At 70.4% G+C, this 8510-nt stretch carries 6 protein-coding genes; all 6 read right to left on the reverse strand.

All coding sequences use genetic code 11. The annotated features are described in order from the left end of the window. The coding region (locus AB7U92_RS16400) for a histidine kinase (RefSeq protein WP_428579096.1) at window positions 1-675 on the reverse strand (675 nt) is incomplete at its 3' end. 99 nt (window positions 676-774) lie between these two features. Next, entirely contained in the window at window positions 775-3474 is a 2700-nt protein-coding gene (locus AB7U92_RS16405) for a zinc-dependent metalloprotease (protein WP_428579099.1), read from the reverse strand. Between the two features lie 105 nt (window positions 3475-3579). After that, complete coding sequence (locus AB7U92_RS16410) at window positions 3580-5214, reverse strand: hypothetical protein (RefSeq protein ID WP_428579102.1); 1635 nt, start codon at window positions 5212-5214, stop codon at window positions 3580-3582. Between the two features lie 222 nt (window positions 5215-5436). Next, window positions 5437-7101 (reverse strand): energy-dependent translational throttle protein EttA, encoded by a 1665-nt coding sequence (ettA, locus tag AB7U92_RS16415; protein ID WP_428579105.1) that lies wholly within the window; start codon window positions 7099-7101, stop codon window positions 5437-5439. A gap of 79 nt (window positions 7102-7180) precedes the next feature. Then, the gene (locus AB7U92_RS16420) at window positions 7181-8002 is read right to left on the reverse strand and encodes a response regulator (RefSeq protein WP_428579107.1); all 822 of its coding nucleotides are present in this window, start codon (window positions 8000-8002) and stop codon (window positions 7181-7183) included. 1 nt (window position 8003) lies between these two features. Then, window positions 8004-8510: sensor histidine kinase (locus AB7U92_RS16425; protein WP_428579110.1), on the reverse strand; the 507-nt coding region annotated here is incomplete at its 5' end.

Consider the following 8510-nt stretch of genomic DNA (forward strand, 5'->3'; position numbering starts at 1 on the left):
CGTCGCGTTGGGATCGCCCAGCCGCGGCATGGCCGCGCGCAGGTAGGCGATCAGACTGTTGAGCACCTGCGGAGCCTGTGGGGAGCCGGCCTCGACCAGCGTCTGGATATTGGCCAGCGTGTTGAACAGGAAGTGCGGCTCGATCTGGGCATGCAGCAGTCGCAGCCGGGCGTCAAGCGCCTGCCGCTCGAGCTGGCTGCGCTCGAGCGCAAAGTTCAGCGCCTGGGCACGGGCCTGCGCGTCGCGCTCGCGGTACAGCGCGCCGAGCGCCAGCAGCGGCCCCACCACCAGCGCCGTGCCGCTGATCAGCAGGAAGCCGGACAGGCGCCCTTCGTGCTTGAGCACCTCGAACACCTGGCCCTGCACCGAGGGCAGGTAGACGAGGTAGGTGGCCAGCGGCGCCGTCAGGATCACCGCGAGCACCTGCACGAGCCAGCGCGGCGCGCCGCCCACCGACCAGGTGCCCGCCGCCGTGAACACCAGCAACAGCAGCAGCGCGATGACCAGCATGCGCCCAAGCAGCACCGGATACGGCGTGACGAAGGTCGGATTCAGCACCGTCGCCACCAGCACCGCCAGCACGATGGCGACGACCACGCGGCGCAGGCTCAGCGCCGCGACGAATCGATCGAAGCCGCGCTCGGCAGGGGCAACGGGGTCCAGGGCGGCAGACATGGGCGCACGATAGCGCGCGCGCAGCGCCGGCACCATGGCGTCGCCCCGCCTCTGCGACGGGTCACGCCCCGGCGGGCGTGAACGGCGGAACGGCCGGCCTCAGCTGCGGATCATCGTGGCCGTCAGCGCCTGGTCGAGCACGGCCAGACTCTCCTGCAGGTGGGCGCGCGACTCCGCATCCCAGCGCTTGCGCGCGAGCGCCTGGCGCAGCTCGTCGCGCAGCGCCGTGGCGTTGGCACGCAACAGGCTCTGCGCATCCGCCGGCAGCGGCACCGTCACCTTCACCAGCAGCGCCTGCACGCGGCGCAGGTGCTCGCGCTGCAGGTTGCGGCGCAGCCGGTCGATGCCGCCGCCCTGCTTCAGTTCGCTCCACACCGCGCCCTGCAAGGTGCCATACACCTCGTTCAGCGAGATCAGCCCCTGGCGTTCCTTCTCGCTCACGTACAGCGGCAGGTCGAGCAGGCGCGAGGCCGTGCCCGGGCTCATCAGCCGGTTCAGCGCCGCCGACTGCAGTTGCAGCACCGAGGCGGGAATGCTCACCAGCTCCTGGCGCTCCCATTCGCGGTAGTCGGGCGTGAGGCTGGCGAGGAACTCCGGCTTGAAGCGGAAGCTGTCGGCGGCGAACAGGCCGGTGGCCAGGAACTGCAGTGCCTCGCGCTGCCGGGCCGGCTCCACGGGCACGAAGGCTGGGCCGTTGCCGCCGCCCGGCACCGCGCGCGTGGTGTACATGCCGCCGACATACTTGCCCACCAGCGACGGCGAATCGCGCAGCGCCGAGAAGCCGGCCAGCAACGCGCGGCGCTGGCGGGTCGGGTCTTCGCCGGCCTGCGGCGTGCGCTGCTGCACGCGCTGCCACAGCTCGCGCGAGAGCTGCAGGCGCTTGCGGAAGTAGGCCAGCGGGTCGTCGCCGAGGTCGAAGCGGTTGGCCAGCGGGTCGATGCCGTCATTGCCGGGGCCGCCGCCGGCATCGGGGTCGTTGGCGAAGGCCAGCAGCGGATCGGTGGCGCTGCGCCCCGCGATGCGCGCCAGTTCGGCCTTCTCCCGGGCCGGGTCGATCGGCTTGTAGGCGTACTCGATCGCCCAGTAGTCGTACGGGCCGATGGTGGTGTTGTTGAAGCTGCCCTGCGTCTCGCCGGCCAGCGCGATGTTGAAGGCGTTGTAGTCCATCACCGAGCCGGAAATGCCGTTCTTCTCGGTGAAGGCCTTGTCCTGCAACTGCGCGCGGGCGAAGACGGTAGAGGCCTTGAAGTTGTGCGTCAGCCCGAGCGTGTGGCCCACCTCGTGCATGATGGTGTCGCGCACCACCGCCTGGGCGAAGGCCTCGGCCTCGGGGCTGTCGGGGGTCAGGTCGCCGCGCGCCTCCAGCAGGTCGAGCGCGAACTCGAACTCGGTGGCCGCCTGCATGGTGTAGTCGCAGGCTTGCGCAGCGCCCTTGCCGAAGGGCAGCGCGAATGGCGTGGCGAAGGTCTGGCCCGTCGTGCCCACGCTCTCCACGCGGAAGCGCCGCGCGCCTCGGCCGAACACGTCGCTCATCGCGATGTCGGCATCGATGATCTCGCCGCTGCGCGGGTCGCTGTGGCTCGGGCCGCGCGCGAAGCCGACGTCGGCGCCGACGAACCAGCGGATGGAAGCGTGGCGCGCGTCCAGCGTGTCCCAGTCGGCATCGTCGGGCTGCTGCTTCGCGACGATGGCGTTCTTGAAGCCGATGCGCTCGAAGGCCTTGTTCCACTCGAGGATGCCCTCGGTCACCGCCTGCCGGTACGTCGTCGGGATGTTCTTGTCCAGCCAGAAGACGATCGGCTGCTTCGGCTCGGACAGCGGCGCCGCCGGGTCGGCCTTCTCCAGCCGCCAGCGGTTGACGAGGAAGCGCTTGGGGTTGACCTGCAGGTCGGTGGTGAGGTCGGTCACCGTGTCGAAGAAGTGACCCACGCGCGGATCGGTCTCGCGTGCGGCCATCGGCGTCTCGGGCAGTTTGGTGAAGCTGTAGACGACGCCGACGAACAGGCTGCGCGGATCGGGCAGCGTCTTCGGCGGCGAGGGCAGCGGCACCGGTGTCGGCGGCGGTACCAGCGGAGGCACCGGCAGCCGCGGCGTCGCGAAGTGCATGCGCAGGTTGAGCGTCAGCAGGTCGTCGGTGACGCGGGTCTTCTCGATCGACGAATTGGCGCGGTCGAGTCCGTAGTTCAAGCGGAACGCCTGCTCCAGCCGGGACGAATAGGCCGGCAGGTCGGCGATCAGGAAGCTGGCGTCGACCAGCACCGATTTACGCTCCGGATGCGGCGCGCTGGCCACGGCAGTGGCGGCCAGCAGGCTGTCGGAGAAGGACTGCGCCACCGTGGCCTTCATCGCCGGCGTGGTCGCGATGTACTCGGTGTTCAGCGCCACCAGCTGCATCTGGTTGTTGACGCGGCGGAAGGAGGCCAGCCACGACGGCCCCATCTGGCTGCCGTACAGGCCACGCTCGCCGATCGACTCCGACACATTGGCCGAGAGCAGGAAGGGCTTGTCGAGCATCTCGGCCGGAATCTCCAGCCAGATCTTGTCGTCCTTGCGCCAGACCGGGAAGAAGCCGGCCTCCTGCTTTGCGTCCTTGATCACCTCCGCGAAGGGCTTGGGCGCCGCGGGATTGAGCCGCGCCGCTGCGGATGCAGGCGCCGATGCGCCATTCGCCGGGGCGACTGCCGCCCCGGGCGCGGCAGCGGTCGTGGCCGTCGGTGCGGCAGAGGGAGTCAGCGTGGCGCAGCCGGCCAGGCTGGCCGCCAGCGAGGTGAGCGCGGCAACTCGGAGCGGAAGGGACATGGGTGCTCTGTTGGCGATGAGTTCGATCGCCGGATTCTGCGGCAAGCCGCATGTCCGCGTGATCAGTGCAGTCCCGCCTGCGCGCCGAGCTGCGGCAAAGCCGCGTCAGCGACGCCGGTCGCGGTCGGCCCAGCCGGCCAGCGAGACGAGCAGCAGCACGGCCGCCAGCACACCGGACAGTTGCAGCGCCCAGCCCGCCAGCCGCGCCGCCTCGCCCCAGGCCGTGCCAGCCACCGGCAGCCAGCGGCCGGCCTCGTGCAGGTCGATGCCCGGCAGCAGCAGGTCCAGCGCATAGGACATCGGCTCGAAGGCCGCGGGTTGAGCGGAACCCACGGCCTTGAACGCCGACTGCCGATCGGCCAGCCCGAACAGCAGCGAGGCCGACAGCCAGGCCGCGAGCGTCCAGCCGGCCAGCCGTTGCGGCCGCCAGCCGTAGCCTGCCAGTGCGCCGAATGCCGCATGCGCGCCACGCGCCAGCCAGCGCAGTGCGCCGGGCATCGAGCTGCCGATGCGACCGATGCGCCGCAGCCGCTGCTCGCGGCGCACCGCCACCGTGCCGGCGCTGCCGCTGCGGCCCATGCGGCGCAGCACGCGGATCAGGCGCTGCCAGGGCTGCATGCGGAAGTCGTCGGCCAGGTGCGCGGGCAGTTGCCGTTCCAGCCAGCCGAGGCGGAACCCGGAGTCGAGCGACGCGCCCTCGCCGAAACGCGAGTAGGCGAAACCGTCGAGCACCAGCCGCTCACCCCAGGTGTTGGCGTCGTCGACCAGTGCACCGGCGCGCGCGTCGGCCAGCGAGGCCCCGAGCAGCGGCGCCTGCAGCCCGGCCAGGTGCAGCGTGCCGCCGATGCGGGCACGGTCGAGCACCAGCGAGATGCCTTCGCCCCAGGAAGCGTCGCCCACGCGGTCGAACGCGGCACCGCTGCAGTCGAGGTCGCCGCCGACGCAGGCGCGCCTGGCACGCACGCTGCCGGCCGCGGCGAAACCCTGGTCGAGCTTCAGGTCGCCGCCCACCTCGATGCGGTCGAGCACCAGCGCGCAGCGTCGCGCCCCTGTGGCATCCACCGGGCCGTTGACGCGCGCCGCACTGGCGATGAAGTCGCCGCGCACGCGGGCACCGGCAAAACGCACCTCGCCGGAGGCGTCGAAGCCGTCGGACAGGCGAACGTCGCCCTCGACCTCGAGACCGTCGGCGCACAGGCTTCGCCGGGCGGGCAGCGAGGCCTCGTTGCCGATCATGCTCAGCCGTGTGGCATTGAAGTCGCCCGCGATGCGGGCCTGCTGCAGGCGCACTTCGCTGGCGATGCTGCAGCCGGCGTTCAGCGAGAGGTCCTGCGCGATGCGGCAGCGCTCGGCCAGCAGCCCCGGCAGCTCGCAGTCGGGAAAGGCCAGGCCGCCGTGGATGCGCGCGCCGTCGAACAGCGGCGTGGTGTCGAAAACGCAGCGGAAGAACCACAGGCTTGCCGGCACCTGGCACTCGCCGAGGTCGAGCCGGCCTTCCACCCAGGCTCCGAGCAGCTGGATGCGCCGGCTCTGCCGGTGCGCGCCGTTCTGCAGCGCCAGCGCGGCGAGGAACGAGGCGCGCACGGTCACCTCGGACGCGGCCGCGCGCGGCCGGCGCAAACCGATGCGGGCGATGTCGCCGTGGCGGCAGGCACGCAGCAGCACGCGCTCGGCCGGCCGCAGCGGCTCGAAGCGGGCCAGCGGGTGATCGGGTGGCAGGGAGGCCAGCGAGGCCGTCATCGGACGGCGCTCCGCTGTGGAATCTGGCTCGGCCCAACACCGGCCTGGTCTGTGGGGATCTTCGGCATGTTCCGCGATCGGCGCATCGCTGTGCGTTCGCGCCGATTCTGGAACAGCCGCGTCATCCGGCGGGCCCCGCCCTCACCCGCGATCACGGGGCGGGCGAGCCTGAATCCCCGCATACCCCCCGAGGTGGAGGGGCGGAAAGTGACGCGACGCGGCCTACTTGAGCGCCTTGAAGCGCAGCCGGTGCGGGCGCGCGCCTTCCTCGCCGAGGCGCTTCTTCTTGTCGGCTTCGTACTCCTGGTAGTTGCCGTTGAAGAAGACCCACTGCGAGTCGCCCTCCGCCGCGAGGATGTGCGTGCAGATGCGGTCGAGGAACCAGCGGTCGTGCGAGATGACCATCGCGCTGCCGGCGAACTCGAGCAGCGCCTCTTCCAGCGCACGCAGGGTTTCCACATCGAGGTCGTTCGAGGGCTCGTCGAGCAGCAGCACGTTGCCGCCGCGCGCCAGCGTCTTGGCCAGGTGCAGGCGGCCGCGCTCGCCGCCGGAGAGCTGGCCGACCAGCTTCTGCTGGTCGTTTCCCTTGAAGTTGAAGCGGCCGAGGTAGGCGCGCGAGGGCATCACGAACTGGCCGACGACGATGTTGTCGAGGCCGCCGGAGACGTCCTCCCACACCGTCTTGTCGGCCGCCAGGCTCTCGCGGCTCTGGTCGACGAAGGCGAGCTTGGCGGTCTGGCCGATGTGCACCTCGCCCGAGTCCGGCTGCTCCACGCCCTGGATCATGCGGAACAGCGTCGACTTGCCGGCGCCGTTCGGGCCGATGATGCCGACGATCGCGCCGGCCGGGATCTTGAAGCTGAGCTTGTCGATCAGCACGCGGTCACCGAAGCTCTTGGTGACCTCCTTGAACTCGATCACGTCGTTGCCCAGGCGCTCGGCCACCGGGATGAAGATCTCGTTGGTCTCGTTGCGGCGCTGGTAGTCGACGTCGCTGAGCTCCTCGAAGCGGGCCAGGCGCGCCTTGCTCTTGGCCTGGCGGCCCTTGGCGTTGGAGCGCACCCACTTGAGTTCCTCCTTCATCGCCTTGATGCGCGCGTCTTCCTTCTTCTGTTCGACCTCCAGGCGCTTCTCCTTCTGGTCGAGCCAGTCGGAGTAGTTTCCCTTGTAGGGGATGCCCATGCCGCGGTCGAGTTCGAGGATCCACTCGGCGGCGTTGTCGAGGAAGTAGCGGTCGTGGGTGATCGCCACCACCGTACCGGGGAAGCGCTTGAGGAAGATCTCCAGCCACTCGACCGATTCGGCGTCGAGGTGGTTGGTCGGTTCGTCGAGCAGCAGCATGTCAGGTTTCGAGAGCAGCAGGCGGCACAGTGCCACGCGGCGCTTCTCCCCGCCGGAGAGCACGCCGATCTTCGCGTCCCAGGGCGGCAGGCGCAGCGCGTCGGCGGCGATCTCCAGCTGCACATCGGTGTTCTCGCTGCCGGCCGCGGCGATGATCGCCTCCAGCTCGGCCTGCTCGGCAGCCAGCTTGTCGAAGTCGGCATCGGGCTCGGCATATTCGGCGTAGACCTCGTCGAGACGCTTCTTCGCGGCCATCACGCCACCGAGGCCGGATTCGACCGACTCGCGCACGTTCTGATCGGGATCGAGCTGCGGTTCCTGCGGCAGGTAGCCGATCTTCAGCCCGGGCATCGGCACGGCTTCGCCCTCGATGTCCTTGTCGAGGCCGGCCATGATCTTCAGCAGCGTGGACTTGCCCGATCCGTTCAGGCCGAGCACGCCGATCTTCGCGCCGGGGAAGAAGGACAGGCTGATGTCCTTCAGGATCTGCCGCTTCGGCGGCACGATCTTGCCGACGCGGTTCATGGTGTAGACGTACTGGGCCATGGAGTTTTCTCGGGAGACCTGGGTGTCAGGGGATCCCGCGATTATCCCGGAGGCCGCAAGCGCCCCTGGCGCCGGGGTCTCAGGGCAGCAACCTGGCGCGCAGTTCGGCCAGCAGGCGCTGCGGCTCGATCGGCCGGATGAGGTAGGCGTCGGCGCCGAGGGCCATCCCGCGCGCACGCGAGGCGTCGTCGCGCGCCGTGGCGGTCAGGAACAGGAATGCCTTGCCGCGCAGCGCCGGGTCGGCACGCACCGCCTGCAGCAGTTCGAAACCGTCGCCCTGGGCCATCACCACATCGGCGAGGAACGCATCCACGTGCCGCGCCCGCGCGATCTCCAGTGCCTGCTGGCCGCCGCTGGCCGTCAGCACCGCATAACCCGCTGGTTCGAGCAGGCTGACCTTGAACGCCAGGTTCGCCTCGGTGTCGTCGACCATCAGGATCGACAGTCCCGCACGCGGTGCGCGCAGGTTGTCGGGCACCGCCTGTTGCGGCAGGATCCGGGGCGAATCGGGCTGCGGCGCCACCGGCGTGCCGGACGGACCGTCGAGGAAGCCCGCTAGGGCCGCCATGAAGGACTCCGGCTCGATCGGCTTGGCGATGTGGCCGTCGAAACCGGCCTGCAGGGCACGCTCGCGGTCACCGACCATGGCCAGCGCCGTCACGGCAACCACGGGCACGCCCCTCAGGGTCGGGTCGGTCTTGAGCTGCCGGGCCACGTCGTAGCCGTCCAGCCCGGGCATCTGGATGTCGCAGACGATGAGGTCGGGGCACTCGCGCCGGGCCGCGGTCAGCCCGGCGACGCCATCAGGCGCCTGACGCACCTCGTGCCCCCAGGCGCGCAGCAGATACGACATCAGCTCGAGGTTGATCGGGTTGTCCTCGATGACGAGGATGCGCGCCATCTCAGCCTCTTTCCAGCTGGAGCGTGAACACGCTGCCCTGCCCCGGCTGGCTGGCCACCTCGATGCGTCCGCCCATCAGCTCGGCCAGCTTGGTCGACAGGTGCAAGCCGAGGCCGGTGCCTTCGGCCTTGCGCGCGCCGCGATCGCCCACCTGCGTGAAGGCCTGGAACAAGCGGGCGCGGTCGGCCTCGCTGATGCCGATGCCGGTGTCGCGCACGGCGACGTCGACCCGCCCGCCTTGCGTCGACACCGCGATGCTCACGCCACCCGCGTGGGTGAACTTGAGCGCGTTGCCGGCCAGGTTGATGAGGATCTGCTGCAGCGCACGCCGGTCCGCACGCACCGGGACCGTCACGTGCTCCGGCTCGAGGCGCAGCCACAACGCCTTCGCGTCGGCCGTCGGGCGCAGCGTCTGCACGACTTCCTCGAGGACGACGCCGCAATCCACCGTCTCGAGCTGCAGCTCGACACGGCCGGACTCGATCTTGGCCAGGTCGAGCAGGTCGTT

The sequence above is a fragment of the Piscinibacter sp. genome (assembly GCF_050175855.1).
In the GTDB taxonomy this organism is placed as follows: domain Bacteria; phylum Pseudomonadota; class Gammaproteobacteria; order Burkholderiales; family Burkholderiaceae_C; genus Piscinibacter.

Coding starts and splice junctions, on each gene's coding strand:
- ettA (WP_428579105.1), bottom strand. CDS start 7,101: ATGGCCCAGTACGTCTACACCATGAACCGCGTCGGCAAGATCGTGCCG.
- AB7U92_RS16410 (WP_428579102.1), bottom strand. CDS start 5,214: ATGACGGCCTCGCTGGCCTCCCTGCCACCCGATCACCCGCTGGCCCGC.
- AB7U92_RS16420 (WP_428579107.1), bottom strand. CDS start 8,002: ATGGCGCGCATCCTCGTCATCGAGGACAACCCGATCAACCTCGAGCTG.
- AB7U92_RS16405 (WP_428579099.1), bottom strand. CDS start 3,474: ATGTCCCTTCCGCTCCGAGTTGCCGCGCTCACCTCGCTGGCGGCCAGC.